We start from the raw sequence: 22,048 nt of genomic DNA, 5'->3' as shown, positions 1-22,048 counted from the left end.
ACGAGAAGGGAGGGCCTTTTCATACAGTCTTTTTTATTGGCTGACACCCGTTTGGACAATGTTCATATGACAATTCACTTGGACATCTGCATCAGGGTAGAGTTTTTGCCATTCCTCCGGTGTCATGGCTTTATCTTTAGAGCGATACCTCAAACCAAGTCCAAGTGGATCAATTTTTTGCTTTTTAAAGGATTGAACAAGTTCTCTTCCTTGCTGGGCCACACGCTTCTCCACTTCTTTTTCAACATGCTGCAAGATAGAAGGCGTATCGATTTTTTTTGATTTCATGAATTCTTTTAACTCACCTTTCAGCTTGATATCAATGGTGATATGAGGCTTTTTTGAAAGGTTTTCAGTTGGTTTAATGTGATAAGACACATGTGATTTGATATTTTCAATGACAACATGGGTTTTCTTTCTGTCATTAAATCGAAACTCATAAATCCCATTTTTATGATTTTCAATCATCGCTTTAAACGTAAACGTATCTTCCCCTGGAATATGCCCAACCATTTTTTCTTGATCAAAAAGAGCGACACCTGACACTTTAATAGAGTTGCTTGTATTTTTAATGTAAGGGAGGTAGGCATCCACGCCTTTTGCCATCATCTGGTTCATAAAAATATGCTGATTGGTCACAGGTTGATTGCCGTTTCGCATGTTTTGAGCCAGTAAATCTGAAAGATATACACCGATATTTAAGTTGGTTTGATTCATTTTTGTATGCAATAAATCTTCAACTTCTCCGTCTACTATGGCAAATACTTGACGAGACCCAATGATCGGATCACGATAGATGTAATTCATCAAATCAATCATACCCACTTCTTTCGCCAGCTTTTCACTTATTAAAATCACGAGTACTTGTCCCATGACAACGGGGAAAGGCGATTTTTCCGAAACAAGAAACTGAATATTACTAATGGTATTTGACTTAGCACTTACAATTTGATAGCTTCCTTGTTCTTCGCTTTTAAAAACAGGGAAAACAAAGAAGCCCTTCATTTCTCCATCTTCCAATAAGTCAAATCCCGCCGCCTGCGAGATACTTAATTCATCTAAGAGACGAGGCTGTGCACAGCTCGTTAAGAAAAGACTCAATAACATGAGACATATCAGAATAGAATGTTTCATGTTCGTTTTTTCACCCACCTTTTTTTCAGCAGCAGCCCAATGATCATACATCCAATCAATCCATAGATGAGGATGTATCCGCTATATTCCACCCATTTATTAAATGTCTCAAATGAGGTAGCTCTGATAAAAAATGAAAACATGACGAGAATGAGAAGGCTGAGAACTATTAACGTGGTGCGCTGGCTCGTGTGAAACACTTGTTTTGCCATTCTGCTGGCTGCCCATAATGGAATAGCGATATTTGGAACGATAAGCAAAAGCCATAGCGACACTTCAATAAATTCAAAGCGCTGGATAAACGGAAGTTTGACAATGCTGGTTAATGTCAATGTTGGCCATTTCGTTAGTTCGAGCTGAGCACTTGAGTAGTACGCTATAGAGACGAGAAATACAAGCAAATTCAGGCATGTAGTTAGCAACACTCCCATATGTGCAAATTTTTGCGACGTTTGTGCTTTTTTAATAAAGGGATAATAGACAAGCAATGTTCCAAAACCAAACATGGATAAAGAGGCATCTTTGACCCCCATCATGAGTTGTGAAAATGAATGATCAAACATTGGGAACATAAACCGGATGTGACTATATTTCATGACATAAAAACAGATAAAGGTCATCCAGTACGTTAGAACAATGCTAAAGAATGCCCAGCCAGCGATTGTTCTAAATCCGCCTGTGTGAATGTAATAGACGAGGATGAGCAGCACTGATGCAAATAAAAGACCAGGAATTTCTTTAAACAGCCAAACATGGATCACATCCATATAATGAACAAGCACGATCAAAGATAATGAAGAAAAATACAAAATGTAGAGAATGTTGATGAATTGTCCAAGCCATTTACCAAACACAGATTGCGTAATGTCACTAAATTCGTCAGTAGGTGCTTTTTTAAACAAAAAGTAAATGAGGAAAATCATCAAATTGACGCTAGCACCAGCAATTAAAATGGCAATCCACCCATCATTATTAATCGTCCGGACAAGATTCGTCTGGAAATTTAAAATACCAACACCTACTTGATTGGCATTGATCAGAAAAAACACAAAAAAAGGGGATACTTGAAATTTTTCTTTCACAGAAGAAGAGCTCATGCCTTCACTTCCTTATTCATAAAAATCATTTTTCCCCTTACGGCCTTGCTTTGGCTTTTGGCGGTGTATCGTTTCATTTTGCGGGCGTAAATTTTCTGGACGCTTTTTCAAAAAGCGGAGCTGGGGACGAATTAAACTCCCCTTTAAATCGGCCAATCGAAGTGGAAAGATTGGCTCTAAGTAGGGCTGGCCTATAGACGTTAATTTCATTAAATGTGTAAGAAGAAAAGCCCCCATTAGCGAAATCCCTAGCGCTCCCCACACTTGTGCAGCAAAAAGGAATGGGAAACGTAAGAGACGAATGGTTGTCCCCATTTTATAAATAGGGGTGACAAAAGAGGCAAGAGCTGATAATGCAACTATAATGAGCAGGATATTACTTGTTAATCCCGCTGCAACCGCAGCCTGTCCGATCACAATACCTCCAACAATCCCGAGCGTCTGTCCGACTTTTGCAGGAAGGCGAGACCCGGCTTCCCTAAGTAGCTCAATCGATATCTCTAAAAATAATGCTTCAATAATAGGCGGAAAGGGAACGAGATAGCGTGATGCTACTATCGTTTCTAATAAGTCCTTAGGAATCAGTTCATAGTGAAACGTTAAAACAGCTACATACAAAGGGGTTGCAAAAATAGAAAATATCACTGCAAAAATGCGTAACAGCCGAAAGGAGGATGCTGCGATCCAAGACATGTTATAGTCTTCCATTGTAGAAAAATACTCGAGTAAAATTGTAGGTGCAAGCAGGGTATGAGGCGAACCGTCAACCATAATGGCTATTTTTCCTTCCGTTAGACCTGAGGAAACCCTGTCTGGCCGTTCTGTATTTAAAAACAATGGAAAGATTGTATTGGACACATCATAAAGCATTTGCGCAAGATAGTTAGAATCTAGAATTTGGTCATAGTCAACATCTTGAATCCGCTGAAGAACGGTTTCAATGTTCTGTGGGTTGGCGATATCCTCTATGTATACAACGGCTACTTTCGTTTGAGAAAGGGTACCAACTGTGTGTTCAACTACTTTAAGGTCAGGAGTGGGCAGCCTGCGTCTGAGCAAGTTTAAGTTTGTATCCAGCCCTTCCACAAAGGCTTCCTGCGCACTGATAATCCCGAATTCAATCTCAGGTTGGCTCACTTGTCTGCCTTTCTTTTCTTCAATCGGCAAAAGGAGCGCTTTGCCCCAGTCTGTCTCAATTCGAACAGCAATACTGCCTCGATGAAGAGCTTCTTCCACTTTTTGAAGGTCCCTCGTAATCACAGCTTGTTCGATTGGGATGTGTTCTTTCAGCTCTTCAAGGGTGGGTGTCAGATGCAATTGCTGAATAAAAGGCAAGATTTGTTCATGAAGGAGATTGCCATTAATTAAAGGACGAAAAAAAGAAATTCTATAAAGGAAACCTCCGGAACTTGATAATTCATTGATAAAATCAGAGGAACGCGATAGTGCCTCAAATACTGAATTCGGGTCTTTCTGTTTTGATTTGTTTTTCTTCAGCACTTGAACCATCTCCTTCCGCGATTTTCCTCTATTATCCAACCAATCGTCTGAAGATATGCATAAAAAAAGCGTTCAGCTTCATGAGCTGGACGCTTTTTTTCCATATTGAACGGCTTCTAATAAAAAGTCAGCCAGATGAATCGCTCTCATGCTAGGCGTATGTCCTGCCTTTTTGACGCCTGCTGCCATTTGTAATTGACAGCCTGGATTCGACGTCACAATGGCAGCTGCAGCTGTGTTGCTCGCTTCCGTCATTTTATGATCTAAAATTTGCATCGACATGTCTGGCTGCAAGATATTGTAGATTCCTGCAGATCCGCAGCAGCGGCCGGCATCTTTCATTTCTTTAAACGTTACCCCTTGAATGGCTTTCATGAGCACCCTCGGCGCCTGTTGTACATTCATCCCATTTCGTAAATGACAGGAGTCTTGATAGGTGATCACTTGCGCTGGCAAAACCAGTGGCACGCGGCGGTGAAACTCCAGCTCTACAAGGATACTTGATATATCTGTTATTTTCTGTGAGAAAGCTTTACTTCGTTTTTGAAAATCTGGGTCATCCTGAAGCAAATGATCGTAATCACTTAAAAAGGCACCGCAGCCGCCCGCGTTCATGATGATCGCATCGGCATCTGTTTCCTCGAATGCTTCAATATTCCGCTTAGCTAACTGTTTTGCTTGGTCTTTTTCTCCGCTATGACCATGTAGCGCACCGCAGCACGTTTGTATAGGAGGAACGATCACATCGCAGCCTGCCAGCTGCAAGAGATGAATGGTCGCTTTGTTTGTGTTTGAGAAAACTGTATCCATTAAACAGCCAGTAAAAAACGCCACCCGTTTTTTTGCCTGACCGATGGCTTTATATTCATTCAAACGTTTTTTCTTTTGAGGCGGCACCTTTGGAAGTGCCTGTTCCATCAACTGTAAATGGGAGGGAAGCACCTTCAGTATGCGCGTCTTCCTGGCGGCTGTTTGCAGACCAGATGTTTGATAAAATCGAAGGAAACTAGCAGCTTGTCGCATACGACTTTGTGACGGAAAGAGACCTTTAAACACAACACGTCTCATCAATTTGACAGGAAATGATTGTTTTTTATGTTGTTGAATAATGTCTCTGGCATCTTCTAGCAACTGTCCATACTTGACGCCAGAAGGGCAGACTGGTTCACATGCACGGCAGCCAAGACAAAGATTAAGGGAATGTTCAACATCTTCATCTGGCTCAATGACGCCATCTCTTACAGCTTTCATTAACGCAATTCGGCCCCGAGGAGAGTGCGTTTCTTGTTGTCCAGATTCAATATAGGTAGGGCAGGAAGGGAGGCAGAATCCGCAGCGCATGCAATTAAGCAGCTCCTTTTCATCCATTTGCTCCTGAAACTGCTGCTGGATCTCTTTTTGCTTAGAAGAAGAACTCATGAGACCACCACTCGCTTTCTTGAGGCTTTTCCAAACACTTTATCTGGGTTCATGATATTTGCCGGGTCAAGTGCCTGTTTAATCGCCTTCATGGCAGCGATTCCTTCTTTTTTGACCTTCAGCTCCAAATAGGGGGCTTTCATGAGACCCACGCCATGTTCGCCTGTAATGGTGCCGCCAAGTGCAACGGCTTTTTCAAAAATGGCCTGAAAGGCAGCTTCTACACGTTTCATTTCTTCTTCATTTCTTGCATCTGTCGCACAAGTGGGGTGTAAGTTGCCATCACCTGCATGACCAAACGTACAAATGTTCACCTCGTACTTTCGTGCAATGTCTTCGATTGCACGAACCATATTGGCAATTTCAGACCGGGGAACGGTAGCATCTTCTAAAATCGTTGTAGGACTTAATCGAGCGAGGGCAGATAAAGCAGAGCGTCTCGCTGTTAAGAGCGCACTTGCCTCTTCTTCTGAATGTGCAATCTTGACGCTTTTAGCCCCGTGCTGCTCACAGACTTCTGCGATTTTTTGGATATCACGAGAAACAGCTTCAGGGTTGCCGTCCTGTTCAATTAATAACACAGCTTGAACGTCGGTGGGCAGGCCGATGTTTGCAAAATCTTCAACGACTTCAAGGGTCGGCTGATCCATAAATTCTAATGTAGCAGGAATGATACGCTCAGCAATGATGGCCGATACAGAAGTCGCAGCTTCTTCAAGGCTTTCGTATAAACAAAGCATTGTTTGTTTCGTTTCTGGAAGCGGCAGGAGCTTTAGCACTGCTTCTGTGACAATCCCGAGTGTTCCTTCTGAACCAACGAACAATCGAGTCATATCATACCCAGCAACATCTTTTGCAAGCTTTCCGCCTGTTTTGATGATGTCACCATTTGGCAAAACCACTTCAAGCCCAAGGACATAATCTCTTGTCACTCCATACTTTAACCCCCGCAGTCCCCCTGAATTTTCGTTAATATTGCCGCCTAATGTGGAAATTTTCATAGAGCTTGGATCAGGCGGGTAGAAGAGACCTTTTTCCTCTACTTGATGAATCAATTCCTGCGTAATTAAGCCAGGCTGCACCGTTGCGGTTAAATTTTCTTCGTCTATTTCTAATAATTGATTCATTCTAGTAAAGAGAATCACCAATCCGCCCTGAGTAGGGCATGTTCCTGCGCACAGATTCGTCCCTGAGCCTCTTGGGACGATCGGCACTTTGTAAGAGGCGCACAGTTTCACAATTTGCTGCACTTCTTCTGCTGTGCGAGGTGTCACGATGGCATCTGGCATCTGTTGAAAATTTGGTGTCGCATCATAAGAGTAGGCAAGACGATCCGCCTTGCTGTCTTGGACATTGGGCGCACCGACAATCTCTTTTAATTGATTTGAAAATTCTGAATCTAGCATATGCAATCACTCCCGCTCATTTAACGTCTCGTTTCTACCAGTATAAAAAAAGAACCGTCACATGACTATAGACGATTCTACAAAATATCAGGCTGTTTTATCGTATTTTTTGTATCATGATCTAAAAGCAGCAAGGCTAAATAAAAAAGCATCGCATCTTGCATGCGCTTTGGATCAAGTGTCGTTAAATCCTGGATCCGTTTTAATCTGTAATGAAGTGTATTAATATGGACATGCATAGTTTCTGCTGTATGTTTCAATGAGTAATCCGAAGCGATGAGCACCCGCAATGTTTTCACTAGTTCAGGATAGGGGAAAAGAGACGCAATCGTTCGATCAAGAAACGTATCTTTTGTTTCCTGACTGATTTCCTCCATAAAAAGTTCAAGCGTCAAATCTTCATCAAACACAATGGGTGTTTCAGCATGTGCCAATTTTAAAGCGCGAAAAGCTTGATGAAAGGACTGCTTCATGACATGAGAAGCTGCTGGTTTTCCTGCCCCCATTAAAATCCTCGATGGTGACAACGCTGTGAGCGCAGCATGAATATGGAACAAGCGCTTGTGCCATGTATCACGACCATCTGGTGTGGCTTGTAGCATGAGCAAAAAACGTGCATGCCCCCAGCGCACAATGATCTCCTGATTGGTGAGGTGCAATTTGTCCTTCATCAGTTTGTATTGATCCTGCTTCATAAACGATTCGTCTTGACAATCAATGAGAATAGCGACACGCTGCTTGTTGACATCAAAGCCAAGCCGCTGCGCCTTCTCGGTCATACCAACCGCTGTCTCTGGCAGATGAAGCCAGTCGAATACAAATGCTTCAAGCTGCCGTTCATCTGTTTCCGTTTCTTGAAAGAATTCATGCTCTTGAATGAGCAGCTCCGTCATTTTACGTAAAATGTCGCCAAAAGGGGAGACATGCCTTGGATCACCTGTCATTCCAATGACCCCAATGACTTCTTGTTTGAAATAAATAGGCAGATTGATACCGGCTTTGACGCCTTTCATCTGCAGCACATCATCCTTTGTGAGAATTCGTTTCTGCCCTTCTAAGGATGTGACATATGCTCCTTCATGAAATTGACCAATGCGTGCTGGATCTGTTGCAGCAATAATGGTACCGTTTGTTTGTGTGATGATGATTTCTTCCGTCAGTACCTTTTTGACCTCATCTACGATTTTTTCTGCCAGTGTCATTGTGAGCAAAACGGTCCCCTCCGAGATGTTTCTTTTTACACTATCATACCATCATATGCTCAGGCATATCTTTCTTTTCATGTGTTATGCTAAAATAAAAAACGCATATGAAGTAGATGAAAGGAGATACAGTCATGTCACTGCAAAATCGCTTACAAGATTTATTGAAAGAAGGGCAGGCGCTCACCGACTTTGAATATAACAAAGCCGCAAGTCAAAATTGGCCGCTAGAAGGGGCAAAAATGACAGAAGAAGCACGCTTTGCAGATGTTTATATAGAACGTGTAGACAAGGAATCGGAGGAAATGATTCAAACAGAAAATGCTTCCTTTTTAAATACACCTCTTACATACGTAAAAAAACAACAAAAAGAATTCATTTATATCGAGTCGAAGTGGTTTGATGTGGTGAGAGCCGACGGACTTGCCATAGAATGGGATGAAGTATTTCAGACGTATACCGTGTTATTCGGATTGAAGCGTCCTAAAAAAGATACTGGATTACTAAAAGAGATGCTCTCAACATTAAATGGTGCTCAGCTTCAATTTAATGGACAAGACGGGTTATTTGATATCAACATTCCGCTTCTTGAACTAGAAGACATCAAAGAAGATACGCCTTTAATTGGTGTGATCTCAGCAGTGTACCGCTATTTATTCAACTTGCTCATACAGCTTGAAAATAAATGAATCAAAAAACGGCTCACACTCCTGAGCCGTTTTTTAAAGCCATCCTCTTATGAATTGAGCCTCACCCATCCCGAAGCTCCAATCGGCGTCTCCATTTTCCACGATGGAGATCATCACATCCGTCTTGGCAACCCCGCATTCTTTTTCTATACGTTCTGCGATTTGTGCATAAAGCTGTTCCTTTTGTTCTTTCGTCCGCTGTTTACTGACAACACTAATGACAACAAGATCCTTTGTTCTCGGATAACCAAGCCCAGTGTCTTCAATGATCATCTCTTCAGGGCGGTGCTGATGAACAATTTGATAGCGATCTCGTTCAGGTACCCCAAAGGCATCAACCATTGCTTCATGGCAAGTGTCCAGCAGTTTCTTTAATTCCTCTTTTGAACGGCCCTCTATCACGTCAAATCGTAACAACGGCATCAGGTCAACCTCCAAACATGTGTTAAATGTACAATCATAATGTAACCAACACTTCGCCGTTTCACTCTTTTGCGCATAAGAAAAAAGCCAAAACATTGACGCTTGGCTTTTTTGCTCTGGACTAAGGCGTGACAAATTTCACATCATGCTCTTTTCCATATTGAAGGTAATCTTCATTTGGTTGTTCATTCGTCACGACGATGTCTATGTCTTTTAAGTCACAAAACGTGGTCAAGGCATAATGGTCAAACTTACTATCATCGACTAATAAAAAGGTTTTGGCGTTTTTTTCAACGAGCGTTTTTTTAATATCTGTCTCAAGCGGGGAGGAATTCGTGACGCCGTGATCAATGGATAAACCCGTTGACGCAATAAATGCTTTATTGACATTGTATGCTTTTAGACGCTCAACACTTTGATAACCAACGAAAGAATTTGTTTTTCGCTCTAGCATACCGCCGGTTGAAAAGATGGTGAGGTGTTCATAAGGCATAGCCTGTGTAATGAAATCCACGTTATTTGTCACAACGGTAATCCGTTTCTCCTTCAAATAGGGAAGCATCTCCAGTGTCGTTGTACCAGAATCAACAAAAATCATATCACCATGTTCAACAAAAGCAGCGGCAGCCTGTCCGATCAATTGTTTTTTACTCAGCTGACGAGTCTTTCGCTCCTGATACACCACCAATGTTGAGTGATTCACAGCGACGCCGCCGTACACTTTCTTTAGCACGCCGGATTCTACCAATGCTTGTACATCTCGGCGTATGGTGTTTTTTGAGACGCCAAAATGCGTCACAAGCTCATCAAGAGAGGCAGATTCCCGGTCAAATACATACTCTTTTATTTGCTGAATACGTTTTGTTTTTATCATGCTACAATCTCCAATCAATACGAATATGCTGATTCTATTATAACAATAATTCCACGTAAAAGATGTCACTGATCAACATGGGAGAATCGAATGATCTTTTTCTCTTATCTTTTCTCATTTTTCATAAAAGCGTATGATAGGGAAAAGAGGATAGAAAGGATTTTCACTTCTATGAATCAACACAACATACAATTTTCAAAGCTTGCAAATTTTAGAGAGGTAGGGGGACTCCAAACAACGGATCAGATGGTCATCAAACAAGGAATGATTTATCGCTCTGCCGATTTATCACGTCTCACGAAGCAAGACATATTGACGTTCTCAACACTTGGAATTCAAACGATTTGTGACCTACGTACAAGCTCAGAACGAAAATCACACCCACCAAAGATCATGGAACATGACAAAATTGTTCATATCCCTATGCAGCCTGACAGCATGATGCCTAGCAAATGGACCATGTTTCGTATGCTGATAGCAGAAGGAAAATCTCTATCCTTTACACCGATCATGAAAGATGTATATCAAAGCATGCTCTATGAGCGAAAAAAAGAGATTCAGCAATTGTTTACATTACTGTCCGATGAAAAAAATTATCCGCTTATGCTTCACTGTACAAGTGGAAAGGACCGTACAGGCTTTTTATCTGCTCTTATTCAATTAGCAGCGGGTGTGCCGGTGCATACCGTTTTAAGTGAATACATGCGTTCCAATGAAGGCGTGAAAATGCTAGTGAAAAGACAAGAACGATTTGTTCGCATGATGAGTTTATATCGGGTGTCAAAAGAACAAATTCAGCCCCTCCTCGGCGTTCAGCAAGATTATCTTGAAGATGTACTGAATGAGATGATGGATACATACGGAAGTGCAGAGCGGTATTTAGTAGAAGCCTGCGACGTCCCTAAAGCTCAGCTGCTTAAAGTAAAAAACATCTTGCTTACACCATCTGCTGGCATTCCATCACAAAACGCAGAATAAACTTAATATGAGGTGATGCAAAACATGCTGAAAAAGATCAGTATGACGGTTCTGACACTAGTTTTCATGGGTGTCTTCTTATTGATTCCGTCTAGTAGTCTAGCTCGTTCGATGCCAAAAGGGAAGCTTGAGAGCACAAGAGAGATGCGTGCAGTGTGGGTCGCATCAGTTTATAACTTAGATTGGCCTTCAAAGAAAGGACTGCCCGCAGATGAGCAGAAACAAGAGTTCATTCAACTGTTAGACGATATCAAAGCGATGAATATGAACGCCGTCATCATGCAAATTAAACCAACAGCAGATGCCTTTTATCCATCGAAATTCGGGCCATGGTCTGAATATTTGACTGGTACACAAGGGAAAGACCCTGGATATGACCCGCTTGAATTTATGATAGAAGAAGCACATAAACGCGGTCTTGAATTTCATGCTTGGTTTAACCCTTATCGAATCACCATGAATCATACCGATCTCAACCGGTTATCAGCCGATCATCCTGCAAAAGCACATCCTGAGTGGACCATCGCCTACGGAAATCAGCTTTACTTTAATCCAGGCATTCCAGATGCTCAGGACTTCATTGTTGACGGGATAGAGGAAGTAGTGAAAAACTACGATATTGATGCGGTGCATATGGATGATTATTTTTACCCGAATAAAATCGCTGGTGTGCCATTTCCAGATCAAGAAACGTATGAAACTTACGGGAAGAAGTTCACTCATATAGAAGATTGGCGAAGGGATAATGTGAACGAGCTAGTGAAGCAGATCAATAACACCATTAAGAAAGAAAAGCCGTATGTGAAATTTGGTATTAGCCCATTTGGTGTATGGCGCAACATAAAAGATGACCCAACCGGTTCAAACACAACTGCAGGGATGACCAATTATGATGATTTGTATGCTGATACAAGAGAGTGGATACAGCAGCACCATATTGATTATATCACCCCGCAAATTTATTGGAGTATCGGCTTTCAGCCCGCTGCCTATGATGTGCTGACGAAATGGTGGTCAAATGAAGTGAAGGGGCAGCCTGTTCACTTGTACATTGGTCAAGCGACGTATAAAATCAATCAAAACAGTGATCCTGCTTGGTCTGATCCCGACGAGTATTTTCGCCAGATCGAGCTGAACAGGCAGTCACAGCTCGTACAAGGAAGCATGCATTTTAGTCTGAAAGATATCAATCGGAATCCCTTGAATGTAAAGAAACGATTAATAGAAGAAACCTATAGCAAACCGGCTCTCATACCAGAGATGCCATGGCTTCATCAAAAAGCGCCTAAAAAACCAATCATTCAATCTGTGAAAAAGACAGAGGATGGTGCAGTTTTACAGATACAAAATGATCCGCGCTCTAGTGCATCCTATTATGCAGTCTATCGATTGTCGAATAAAGGGACATACGAATTTGCGCAAACGGTCAGAAAAGAAACAGGTTCCTTCACACAAACGAAAGACATTTTAGCAAATCAAAAGAAGAGCTATACCTATAAAGTGACTGCACTCAATCGCCTTCATCATGAAAGCAAACCTTCTACAAAAACAGTAAAATAACAAAGACAGCATAAATGAGGGGTTTCCTCCATTTATGCTTTTTTGCTTTCTCTATTTTTCTACTATTTTTATTTTAATTTTCTGAATTCAATCAAGCTTGGCATGAAGCAGCTATTTCAATAATAAATATGATAGAAAAGCGCCAAAGGGGGAAGCAAAATGGATTTTGAATTAACGAAAGAGCAGCAAATGATCCGTCAGATGGTCAAAGAATTTGCAAAAACAGAAATTGCACCACACGCCCAAACAGTTGATGAACAGGCAGCATTTCCGATGAACACATTTCAAAAAATGGGGGAGCTCGGTTTTATGGGTATACCCTTTCCAGAGAAATATGGAGGTTCTGGAGGAGATACGATCTCGTATGCACTGGCAGTAGAGGAAATTGGCAAGCAGTGTGCCAGTACAGGTCTAAGTTATGCCGCAGCGGTTTCCTTAGGCGCAAGTCCACTTTATTACTTCGGCACGGAGGAGCAAAAGATGGACCATCTTGTTCCATTAGCCTCTGGAACAGCGCTTGGCTCCTTCGGATTAACAGAGCCAAACGCCGGATCAGATGCAAAAGGAACAAAAACAAAAGCCATTAAAGACGGACAAGAATATGTCATCAGTGGGGAAAAGTGCTGGATCACCAATGCCAATTATGCCAGAACGATTATTGTCACCGCTGTGACGGATCATGATGAAAACGGACGTCCGATCATCTCCGCCTTTATTGTGGAGAAAGGACAAAAGGGACTTTCGATTACAAATCCATATGACAAAATGGGGGTTCGCGGTTCAGATACCGCTGAAATCATTTTAGACGAAGTGCGTGTACCAGCGCATCATATATTGGGAGACAAATCGAAAGGATTCAAGCAATTTTTATATACATTGGACGGCGGACGAATTTCCATTGCAGCCTTATCTGTCGGAATTGCACAAGCTGCACTTGATGCTTCACTTTCCTATGCAAAAGAAAGAAAGCAATTTGGAAAGACGCTCTCATCCTTCCAGGCCATTCAGTTTAAGCTGGCGGATATGGCGATGCAAATAGAGCTTGCAAGACAAATGGTCTGGAAAGCCGCTTGGCTGAAAGATCAAGGCAAACCATTTACAAAAGAAGCGGCCTATGCCAAACTGTTTGCTTCAGAAATGGCGACAAAAGCAAGTCTTGATGCGGTCCAAATTCATGGCGGAACAGGCTATATGAAAGAATGCGGTGTTGAACGGCTTGTGAGAGATGCCAAGCTCATGGAAATCGGAGAAGGGACCTCTGAAATTCAGCGGCTCGTGATCGCAAGACAGTTGTTAGCGTAATACCTTAATGAAAACGCTTACTACACATGAGGGAGGAAAGCAATGATGTCGATTCACCCGCAAACGATTGGCTCCCTATTAAGAGAAAAAAAAGAACAGCATCCAGCACATGAAGCCGTTGTTTACCCAGAACGTTCTTTACGTTATTCGTACGAAGCGTTTTATCAAAAGGTCAAGGAAACAGGTAAAGGTCTCATGGCATTAGGGGTTCAAAAGGGAGATCACATCGCCATTATGGCACCAAATATACCTGAATGGCTCATTCTTCAATTTGCCTGCGCCTCCATTGGTGCTGTTCTTGTCACTGTGAATACCAATTTTCAATCACAGGAACTCGCCTATTTACTCAAGCATTCTGACAGCAAAATGTTGTTTATTGTAGACGGCTTTAAAGAAACGTCCTATGTCAACATGCTTGAAGAGCTAATTCCAGAACTTCAAACCGCTCATCAAGAGGAGATCACTTCCACACAATTTCCTTATTTAAAAAGATGTATCTATATCGGTCAGCATGTACCAAACGGCATGCTCGGCTGGGGTCGTCTTCAAGTGGCTGCCAAAAGAACCGAAGATCATGAATGGGAGAAGCGAATGAATGAGCTCACGCCTGATGACGTTATTAATATGCAGTACACTTCAGGCACAACCGGCTATCCAAAGGGCGTCATGCTCAGCCACACAAACATCGTCTGTAATGCGAGTCAGATCGCAGATTGTATGAAATTAACAGAGCAGGACCGTATGTGTATCCCAGTGCCGTTTTTTCATTGCTTCGGCTCTGTTCTTGGTGTACTTGCTTGTCTCACAAAAGGGGGAACGATCATCCCACTTGAATCTTTCCATCCAGAACGAGTCCTTCAAACAGTAGAAAAAGAAAAATGCACCGTTCTTCACGGTGTACCAACCATGTTCATCGCAGAGCTCGATCATCCAAATTTCCACTCTTATGACCTGTCCACATTACGAACGGGGATTATGGCCGGTTCACTCTGCCCATCCCACGTCATGAAAGCAGTCATTGAAAAAATGGGACTAAGAGAGCTCACGATTGCCTATGGTCAAACCGAAAGTTCACCCGTCATTACCCAAACAAGAACCGATGATTCGTTTGAAAGACGCGTTCAAACGGTCGGACGTGCGCTTCCTCAAATTGAAGTCAAAATTGCCTTACCAGGAACGTCAGAAGAAGTGCCAAGAGGACAGCAAGGGGAGCTTTGTACAAGAGGCTATCATGTCATGAAGGGCTATTATAAAAACGAAGAAGCAACTAATGAAGTCATTGATGAGGACGGATGGCTTCATACAGGGGATTTAGCTGAGATGGATCATGACGGTTATGTGAAAATCACAGGCCGGCTCAAAGATATGATCATCAGAGGCGGAGAGAATGTGTACCCAAAAGAGATTGAGGATGTCTTATACACTCACCCTGCCATTCTTGACGCACAGGTCGTTGGTATTCCTGACGAGACATACGGCGAGGAAGTAGCCGCATTCATTCGGCTGAAACAAGGGAAGTCGGTCTCAATTGAGACATTAACGAGCTATTGTCAGTCGCAAATGGCACGCTACAAAATCCCGAAATACTTTTTCATTACAGATGAGTACCCAATGACCGCCTCAGGCAAAATTCAGAAATTCCGCTTGAAAAAGCAGGCGCTTGATCTAATAAAGGAGTGAAGGCAGCGATGTTTGAACAAGTATTGATCGCCAATCGAGGCGAAATTGCCCGTAGAGTGATTCGGACATGTAAACGGCTCGGAATCAAAACCGTTGCCGTTTATTCAGAGGCTGATCAGCATGCACTTCATGTGCAAGAAGCAGACAGCGCCTATTATATCGGCGGCGCTAAAGTTTCTGAAAGCTATTTAAACATGGAAGCGATCATTAAGGTTGCCAAACAAACAAATGCTGATGCTATCCACCCAGGGTATGGTCTTTTATCAGAAAATGCGGCATTTGCTGAACGCTGCCGGAGCGAAGGCATTGCCTTTATTGGACCATCTGCACAAGTCATTCAGCATATGGGAAATAAAATTGAAGCGAGAAAAACGATGGAACAAGCGGGCATCCCAATCGTTCCTGGTGTTTCAGCCCCACTCCATGATGCAGACGAAGGTGTTCATAAAGCACAGACACTCGGCTATCCCATTATGCTAAAAGCATCGAGCGGTGGCGGCGGGATTGGTATGCAGCTCGTCCGCAACGACGAAGAACTGCATCGAGCGTTTGAAGGAAATCAAAAAAGAGCACAAAGTTTCTTTCAAGACGGAACTTTATACATGGAAAAGGTGATTGAACACGCACGGCACATCGAAATTCAAGTTCTTTTTGATTCGTTCGGTCACGGCGTTCACTTATTTGAAAGAGATTGTTCACTCCAAAGAAGACATCAGAAAATTGTTGAAGAGGCACCAGCCGTCTGTCTTGAAGAAACGGTGAGACAGCAAATGGGACAGATGGCCGTCAAAGCTGCCAAAGCAATTGGGTATGAAAATGCGGGCACGATTGAATGTTTAGTCGATCAAAACCAGCAATTTTATTTCTTAGAAATGAATACGAGATTGCAAGTAGAACACCCTGTCACAGAAGAAATTACCGGGATTGACCTTGTCGAGGAGCAGCTAAAAATTGCCGCATTAGAGCCCCTGTCCTTCAGCCAAGAGGATATTCATCAAATTGGGCACGCGATTGAAGTTAGAATATACGCTGAAGACCCTGTGACATTTTACCCTTCGCCAGGCACGATCACTCGGCTTTCTACACCTGATGCCCCATATATCCGTCATGAGTCAAGCGTCACGAGCGGAAGTGTCATTACCCCATTTTACGATCCAATGATTGCGAAAATGATTGTGTACGGTGATACTCGAAAACTCGCCATAGAACGATTAAAAGCAGCATTACAAGCATATGAAATAGAAGGGATCAAAACCAATGTACCGCTTTTAAAGGAAATGGCCGAATCAACTGCCTTTTTACATGGCCGCATCACAACCGATTATCTGATGAAAAAAAGGGAGGAAAACCGTTCATGAAAACTGTCACGATACAAATGGCCGGAAACTTATGGAAGCTTCTTGTGAAACAGGGTGATGATGTGCAAAAAGGACAGGAAGTCGCCATCTTAGAATCGATGAAAATGGAGATTCCCATTGTTGCAGAAGAAGCAGGTGTAATCAGTAAAGTGTATAAAGCGGAGGGGGAATTTGTTGACGAGGGAGAGATACTTTTGGAGCTGACAGAATAGGGGGAAAGCCGCATGGCATTACCAAAAAATGTGCTCATTAGAGAGGTCGGCCCGCGCGATGGACTACAAAATGAATCCGTTTGGCTGGACACAATGAAGAAGCGAACATGGATCCATTTACTCGAAGAAGCCCATCTTCCTTATATTGAAGTCACCTCATTTGTTCATCCGAAATGGGTTCCAGCCTTAAAAGACGCCAAAGAATTAGCCCAATCATTAAACAAAAAAGAGGATATCACCTATGCCGCACTCATCCCAAATGAAAAGGGGTTAGCTCATTTTTTTGAAGCAAACCTTGAGGTAGGGGCTATGTTTATCTCATCGAGTGAGACACATAACAAAAAGAATCTGAATCGATCTATACAGGAAACATTGCCTGTGATCAAACAAATGACAGCCGATTTAAAAGCAGAAGGACGGCAAACACGGGCCTATATTTCAACCGTGTTTGGATGTCCTTATGAAAAACAAGTGCCGATGGACCAAGTGCTGCGATTAACGGAACAGCTGCTGTCCTTCGGCATTGATGAAATATCACTTGGGGATACCATTGGGGAAGCCCATCCGTTGCAAGTAGAAAGACGGTTAGACCTTTTACTTGAACGCTTTCCTGCTGATAAAATCGCACTTCATTTTCATGATACGAAAGGAATGGGGCTTGCCAATATTTATACAGCATTAAAAGCCGGCATCACCATATTTGATGCCTCTAGTGGGGGGCTTGGCGGATGTCCTTATGCACCTGGCTCCAGCGGAAACGTGGCGACAGAAGACGTGGTGCACATGCTTCACAAACTCGGGATCGAAACAAATGTCGACCTCCCTCGCTTGATTAAAGCGGCTGAATGGATTGAAGCAAAAGTGGATCGAACCCTGCCAAGTCACTGTTTACGCGCTTTTCAGTCTCACACTACTTGATAAAGGGTGAATCACATGACTTCATTGATCAATTTTTCAATACAAGATGATCATATTGGCATCATGACATTAAATAGACCAGCGCAAGCCAATGCTCTCTCCGCTGCTATGCTAGAGGAAATCAACCAAACGATTCAAGAAATCAAACATGATGCAAACATGCGCTGTTTGCTCATGACAGGAGCTGGCGCTAAAGTTTTTTGCGCAGGAGCAGACTTAAAAGAACGGCGATTGATGACAGAACAAGAAGCGAAAGAAGCCGTTCTGACCATTCAGCAAACCTTTACAGACATTGAATCTTTGCCAGTTCCTGTAATTGCCGTGATAAACGGACACGCACTTGGCGGAGGTCTTGAGCTCGCGCTCGCCTGTGATCTCCGCATCGCAAGAGCGGGTGCAGCGCTCGGCCTGCCGGAAACAGGACTAGCTATCCTGCCGGGAGCAGGGGGCACACAAAGACTTTCGCGCCTGATCGGACCCGGGAAAGCGAAAGAAATGATCTTCACAGGCACTTCTTTACGAGCAGAAGAAGCCGTTCAAATTGGGCTGATTGAACGTATCTCTACAGCCGATTCACTGATGAATGATGCCATCACACTCGCAAAACAAATCACCAAGAATGGACCGATCGCTTTAAAAGAAGCAAAACAAGCCATTCAATCCAGCCTTGATCACGATTTACAAACAGGTCTGACGAAAGAATACGAAGCTTATCTGCGGCTTATTCATACAGAAGATCGACTAGAAGGTCTCAAGGCTTTTCAAGAAAAACGAACGCCTTATTACAGAGGGAAATAGCAAGAAAGGGGAATGTTTATGATCGAAGAATATGAATTAAAAAAACAACGAATTGAAAAGGGCGGGGCAGAACGCTACCATCAAAAAAACAAAGAAAAAGGAAAATTATTTGTCCGTGATCGGCTCCATTTGTTATTAGATGAGGATTCTTTCATTGAAGATGCCATGTTTGCAGAGTGCAAAGATGAACATTTACCAGCAGATGGTGTCGTCACCGGAACCGGTCGTATGAATGGGCAGACTGTTTGTGTCATGGCAAACGACTCTACGGTTAAAGCAGGATCGTGGGGTGTCAAAACAGTAGAAAAAATCATTCGAATTCAAGAAACGGCCGAGAAGCTCAATTGTCCGATGCTGTATCTAGTCGATTCAGCGGGTGCAAGAATCACCGATCAGATCGCAATGTTCCCAGGCAGAAGAGGAGCAGGGCGCATTTTTTATAACCAAGTCAAGCTGTCTGGGCGCATTCCTCAAATTTGTTTACTCTTCGGTCCATCTGCAGCCGGTGGTGCGTATATCCCTGCTTTTTGTGACATTGTCGTCATGGTCGAAGGAAATGCCTCTATGTATTTAGGCTCGCCGCGAATGGCTGAAATGGTGATCGGTGAAAAAGTATCACTTGAGGAAATGGGCGGTGCGAAAATGCATTGCAGCATTTCTGGATGCGGAGATATATTAGCCAAAACAGAGGAAGAGGCCATTCAAATTGCACGTGATTATTTAACCTATATGCCTGCCAACTATACAGAAAAACCAAAAACGACAGCAGCAAAAGCACCTAAACCATCTGAAATCACTATCCAAGACTTAATCCCTAAAGGCCAGAATACCCCATTTGATATGTATCAACTCATCGATTTACTGATTGATGAAGGGTCATTTTTTGAAATCAAAAAGCTGTTTGCCGCAGAGTTAATCACCGGCTTTGGCAGAATGAACGGTCAGCCTGTCGGTCTCATTGCCAATCAGCCAAGAGTAAAAGGCGGCGTATTATTCCACGACTCAGCTGATAAAGCCGCCAAGTTTATTCAGCTCTGTGATGCCTTTCATATCCCGCTGCTCTTTCTTGCGGACATACCAGGATTTATGATTGGAACAAAAGTGGAACAAGCCGGCATTATTCGTCATGGGGCAAAAATGATCTCCGCTATGTCAGAAGCGACCGTTCCGAAAATATCCGTCATCGTCCGTAAAGCATACGGAGCAGGACTATATGCAATGGCAGGCCCTGCTTTTGAGCCAGACTGCTGTCTCGCTCTTCCATCGGCGCAAATCGCTGTGATGGGTCCAGAAGCCGCTGTAAATGCCGTCTATGCAAATAAAATTGCAGAACTCCCGCCCGAAGAGAGGGCTTCATTTATACAAGAGAAACGGAAGGAATACCAGGAAGATATGAATATCTATGAGCTTGCCTCTGAAATGATTGTCGATGGCGTCATCCCATTTGACCGTCTCAGAACGGAACTTTGTCATAGATTACTAGCCTATTCATCGAAAGACATGACATTTACAAAACGAAAACATCCGGTCTATCCGGTCTAAAGGGGGCAGACCTCATGATCAACCAGAAACCAGAATGGATACCGGAAGAAAAGCAGAGCCAAAAAACACGTTTGCATCAGTGGATGAAATCTCTTGGTTTTTCTACGTATGACTCATTCTATCAAGCCAGTATTGCACGCACAGACTGGTTTTGGAGAGAAGCGGAAAAGGCGGTCGGCATTCAGTGGAAAAAACCATATGAAGCGGCATTAGGTCACCACTCATTGATGTGGCCGAAATGGTATCAGGGCGGCACACTAAACATCACCGAAACGGCTGTGGACAAATGGGCTGAAAAAGAAGAGACGAGGCATCAGCCCGCCATCATTTGGAGCAATGAAGCCGGTGAAGAAAAGAAATGGTCATTTCTCGAACTTCAAGAGAAAGTGAGCCGTCTTGCAGCTGGCTTTTTGAAAGAAGGGCTTCAAAAAGGGGATGTAGCCATCATCTATATGCCAATGCTTCCAGAAACGGTCGCCGTCATGCTTGCCTTTGCAAAGATTGGTGTTATTTTCAGCCCAGTCTTCTCAGGCTATGGAAGCGAGCCACTCGCTGTACGCATTCGTGCGTCAGGCGCATCCATTGTCGTCACAGCGAATGAAATGATGCGGCGAGGGAAAACGATCAACATGCGGGAATGTGTGGCGGATGCCATCAACAAAACCACAACTGTGCAAAAAGTGATTGTGCACACTTCCTCTCATACCGGATATCAGGACGATGTCCTGCTGAATGATTTGTTAAAAGAACAGCCGTTCACCGGCGCGACCTATGTCACAAATGAAGACCCGCTGATGATCTTGTATACGTCAGGCACAACCGGCACACCTAAGGGAGCCGTTCATACACACGCAGGCTTTCCGATAAAGGCAGCTTTTGATGCCGGGCTATGTATGGATGTGGCAAAAGGAGACCGGCTGTTTTGGCTGACTGATATGGGCTGGATGATGGGGCCATTCCTCGTCTTTGGCGGCTTGATCAATGGAGCTGCCATCGTTTTATATGACGGCGCTCCCGATTATCCAGATGAGCAGCAGCTCTGGTCATTCATCCACGAGAAGAAAGTCACTCATTTTGGACTTTCCCCTACATTTGTTCGTTCTGCGATGCAGCAAACGATTGATGGGGTCGAGCTATCTCATGTCAAAGCCATTATTTCTACAGGGGAACCATGGAATGAAGCTCCGTGGCAATGGTTATTTCACACCATTGGTCAAAAGAACATTCCAATCTTAAATTATTCAGGAGGAACCGAGGTTTCTGGTGGCATTGTAGGCAGTACGCTGCTTCGCCCCATCAAACCGATTCTCTTTAATGCGGCAATCTTAGGAATGGCGGCAGATGTATACAATGAAGCTGGGCAAAGCGTGATGAATGAAGTAGGGGAGCTTGTGGTGAAAAAGCCATGGGTCGGCATGACATGTGGTTTTTGGAACGAACCGGAGCGTTATGAAGATACGTATTTCAAACGATTTGATGGTGTATGGACACACGGAGATTGGGTCATGCAAACAGAGGACGGAGAATTCCACATCACCGGCAGATCGGATGATGTCATTAATACAGCAGGGAAACGCATCGGGCCAGCTGAAATTGAATCCATCCTTACCTGGCATCCTGCCGTGCATGAAGCCGCTGTGATCGGGGTAAAGGATGAGGTGAAAGGGGAGGCGCTCGTCTGTTTCATCGTGACCAGTCCGCATGCTTTTGAAGAAGCTGCCCTTATCCAAGAGCTTTCAGCCCATGTTGGTTCACATGCCGGAAAAGCGCTCACACCAAAAGAAGTTCATCTCATTTCAGCTTTGCCGAAAACAAGGAATGGAAAAATCGTACGGCGTTTACTTAAAGGGGCGTATGAAAAGCAGCCTTCACCCGATCTATCTTCATTAGACAATCCAGATGTGTATAAGAGTCTGACCGAATACTTGAATAAAAAACAGAAAAAATAAAAAAAGA

At 43.3% G+C, this 22,048-nt stretch carries 19 protein-coding genes; 11 read left to right on the top strand and 8 right to left on the bottom strand.

Going from position 1 to position 22,048, the window contains the following annotated elements:
- Positions 1-33: 33 nt before the first annotated feature.
- The 6 genes from NST73_RS09625 to NST73_RS09600 all read right to left on the bottom strand — a co-directional run bounded on the left by NST73_RS09625 (position 34) and on the right by NST73_RS09600 (position 7,767).
- Positions 34-1,134, bottom strand: coding sequence for a Ger(x)C family spore germination protein (locus tag NST73_RS09625; protein WP_342499072.1), 1,101 nt, complete (start codon positions 1,132-1,134; stop codon positions 34-36).
- A complete protein-coding gene (locus NST73_RS09620) occupies positions 1,131-2,231 on the bottom strand; it encodes a GerAB/ArcD/ProY family transporter (RefSeq protein ID WP_025207468.1) in 1,101 nt (366 codons plus the stop codon). Before NST73_RS09620 ends, NST73_RS09625 begins: the two co-directional genes overlap by 4 nt.
- A 12-nt stretch (positions 2,232-2,243) precedes the next feature.
- Entirely contained in the window at positions 2,244-3,731 is a 1,488-nt protein-coding gene (locus NST73_RS09615; RefSeq protein ID WP_041507167.1) for a spore germination protein, read from the bottom strand.
- A gap of 78 nt (positions 3,732-3,809) precedes the next feature.
- A complete protein-coding gene (locus NST73_RS09610) occupies positions 3,810-5,150 on the bottom strand; it encodes a (Fe-S)-binding protein (protein ID WP_340959539.1) in 1,341 nt (446 codons plus the stop codon).
- On the bottom strand, positions 5,147-6,556 hold the full coding sequence (gene glcD, locus NST73_RS09605) for a glycolate oxidase subunit GlcD (protein ID WP_024719419.1): 1,410 nt from the start codon (positions 6,554-6,556) through the stop codon (positions 5,147-5,149). Before glcD ends, NST73_RS09610 begins: the two co-directional genes overlap by 4 nt.
- Before the next feature lie 77 nt (positions 6,557-6,633).
- Entirely contained in the window at positions 6,634-7,767 is a 1,134-nt protein-coding gene (locus NST73_RS09600) for a sugar diacid recognition domain-containing protein (RefSeq protein WP_326111955.1), read from the bottom strand.
- 125 nt (positions 7,768-7,892) lie between these two features.
- On the opposite strand from NST73_RS09600, the gene NST73_RS09595 reads away from it, so the two are divergent.
- Positions 7,893-8,447, top strand: coding sequence for a branched-chain amino acid aminotransferase (locus NST73_RS09595; RefSeq protein ID WP_342499071.1), 555 nt, complete (start codon positions 7,893-7,895; stop codon positions 8,445-8,447).
- Between the two features lie 33 nt (positions 8,448-8,480).
- Here the strand turns inward: NST73_RS09595 and NST73_RS09590 are convergent, their stop codons facing one another.
- Together NST73_RS09590 and NST73_RS09585 are read right to left on the bottom strand one after the other, a co-directional pair.
- Positions 8,481-8,870 (bottom strand): tautomerase family protein, encoded by a 390-nt coding sequence (locus tag NST73_RS09590; RefSeq protein ID WP_035704432.1) that lies wholly within the window; start codon positions 8,868-8,870, stop codon positions 8,481-8,483.
- A 121-nt stretch (positions 8,871-8,991) separates the two neighbouring features.
- Positions 8,992-9,744 carry a DeoR/GlpR family DNA-binding transcription regulator gene (locus NST73_RS09585; RefSeq protein WP_017359514.1) on the bottom strand — a complete coding sequence of 251 codons (753 nt, stop codon included), beginning with the start codon at positions 9,742-9,744 and terminating at the stop codon, positions 8,992-8,994.
- A 90-nt stretch (positions 9,745-9,834) separates the two neighbouring features.
- Here NST73_RS09585 and NST73_RS09580 point away from each other — a divergent pair, with 90 nt between their 5' ends.
- The 10 genes from NST73_RS09580 (at position 9,835) to NST73_RS09535 (ending at position 22,041) form a co-directional block, all read left to right on the top strand.
- Positions 9,835-10,722, top strand: coding sequence for a tyrosine-protein phosphatase (locus NST73_RS09580; RefSeq protein WP_096881502.1), 888 nt, complete (start codon positions 9,835-9,837; stop codon positions 10,720-10,722).
- Positions 10,723-10,746: 24 nt separating this feature from the next.
- Complete coding sequence (locus NST73_RS09575) at positions 10,747-12,282, top strand: family 10 glycosylhydrolase (RefSeq protein WP_342499545.1); 1,536 nt, start codon at positions 10,747-10,749, stop codon at positions 12,280-12,282.
- Between the two features lie 159 nt (positions 12,283-12,441).
- Complete coding sequence (locus NST73_RS09570; protein WP_342499544.1) at positions 12,442-13,584, top strand: acyl-CoA dehydrogenase family protein; 1,143 nt, start codon at positions 12,442-12,444, stop codon at positions 13,582-13,584.
- Positions 13,585-13,626: 42 nt separating this feature from the next.
- Positions 13,627-15,264 carry an AMP-binding protein gene (locus tag NST73_RS09565; RefSeq protein WP_342499543.1) on the top strand — a complete coding sequence of 546 codons (1,638 nt, stop codon included), beginning with the start codon at positions 13,627-13,629 and terminating at the stop codon, positions 15,262-15,264.
- Between the two features lie 8 nt (positions 15,265-15,272).
- Complete coding sequence (locus tag NST73_RS09560) at positions 15,273-16,622, top strand: acetyl-CoA carboxylase biotin carboxylase subunit (protein WP_342499542.1); 1,350 nt, start codon at positions 15,273-15,275, stop codon at positions 16,620-16,622.
- A complete protein-coding gene (locus tag NST73_RS09555; protein ID WP_212356232.1) occupies positions 16,619-16,834 on the top strand; it encodes an acetyl-CoA carboxylase biotin carboxyl carrier protein subunit in 216 nt (71 codons plus the stop codon). Before NST73_RS09560 ends, NST73_RS09555 begins: the two co-directional genes overlap by 4 nt.
- A 12-nt stretch (positions 16,835-16,846) precedes the next feature.
- On the top strand, positions 16,847-17,752 hold the full coding sequence (locus NST73_RS09550; protein WP_342499541.1) for a hydroxymethylglutaryl-CoA lyase: 906 nt from the start codon (positions 16,847-16,849) through the stop codon (positions 17,750-17,752).
- 15 nt (positions 17,753-17,767) lie between these two features.
- On the top strand, positions 17,768-18,550 hold the full coding sequence (locus NST73_RS09545) for an enoyl-CoA hydratase (RefSeq protein WP_338705071.1): 783 nt from the start codon (positions 17,768-17,770) through the stop codon (positions 18,548-18,550).
- A gap of 18 nt (positions 18,551-18,568) precedes the next feature.
- Complete coding sequence (locus NST73_RS09540) at positions 18,569-20,092, top strand: acyl-CoA carboxylase subunit beta (RefSeq protein ID WP_338705070.1); 1,524 nt, start codon at positions 18,569-18,571, stop codon at positions 20,090-20,092.
- A 14-nt stretch (positions 20,093-20,106) separates the two neighbouring features.
- Positions 20,107-22,041 (top strand): AMP-binding protein, encoded by a 1,935-nt coding sequence (locus NST73_RS09535; protein ID WP_342499540.1) that lies wholly within the window; start codon positions 20,107-20,109, stop codon positions 22,039-22,041.
- Positions 22,042-22,048 lie beyond the last annotated feature (7 nt).

Source organism: Bacillus sp. FSL W7-1034, from assembly GCF_038593365.1.
GTDB classification, from domain to species: domain Bacteria; phylum Bacillota; class Bacilli; order Bacillales; family Bacillaceae; genus Bacillus; species Bacillus altitudinis.
Note: the sequence above shows the minus strand (reverse complement) of the source record. Positions and strands in the feature narration are given on the sequence as shown.